Raw genomic sequence first — 689 nt, 5'->3', positions numbered from 1 at the left:
GCGCGGCCATGTGCACGTCGTGTCCGCACGCGTGCATCAGCGGCGTCTCCGAAGCCCACGGGACCCCGGTGCGCTCGGTGACCGGCAGCGCGTCCAGTTCGGTGCGCAGCGCCACGGCCGGGCCCGGCCCGGTGCCGGGGAACAGCACGGCGCGCCCGGTCTTGGCGACCAGCACCCCTTCGCCTGCTCCCAGCGCCTCGACGAGGACCCTCGCGGTGTCCTCCTCGTCCCCCGACGCGCGTGGATCGGCGTGCACCCGGTGCCGCAGCGCGATCGCGGACGGCAGTTCCGCCTCGACGGCGGCCTCCCATCGGTCCTGCAGGTCGTCCAGTTCCGTCATGTCCCCTCCAGCCCGTAGACCCGTTCGGCGTTGCGTCGCCCCACCAGCGCCGCTATCCGATGTGCGTCCACTTCGGACAGTACGTCCGCGCTGAGCCCCGCGTACAGGAAGTCCGACAGTCCTTGCCGGAACAACGCGGTGCCGAGGTGGTACAGCTCGGCGAGCCCGAACGCGTCCGTGGAGAACAGCAGCTTCCCGAACGGCACTATCTCCATTGTCTCCGCGATGATCGCGGGCGCACGGTGACCGACGTTGTGCGTCGCGAGGCCCACGTCGATGAACACGTGCTCGAAGACCTGGGCCAGATACGCCGCGTTCCGGTGAAAGGGATAGTTGTGCAGCAGCAGGA

The 689-nt window shown here is 69.8% G+C and carries 2 pseudogenes; both read right to left on the bottom strand.

The annotated features are described in order from the left end of the window. Window positions 1-340 (bottom strand): annotated as a pseudogene (locus CFP71_RS42200) (amidohydrolase); the annotation flags it as partial. Beyond that, window positions 337-689, bottom strand: a pseudogene (locus tag CFP71_RS42195) (amidohydrolase); the annotation flags it as partial. The pseudogenes CFP71_RS42195 and CFP71_RS42200, both read right to left, overlap by 4 nt.

This window comes from Amycolatopsis thailandensis, assembly GCF_002234405.1.
Lineage (GTDB): Bacteria > Actinomycetota > Actinomycetes > Mycobacteriales > Pseudonocardiaceae > Amycolatopsis > Amycolatopsis thailandensis.
Note: the sequence above shows the minus strand (reverse complement) of the source record. Positions and strands in the feature narration are given on the sequence as shown.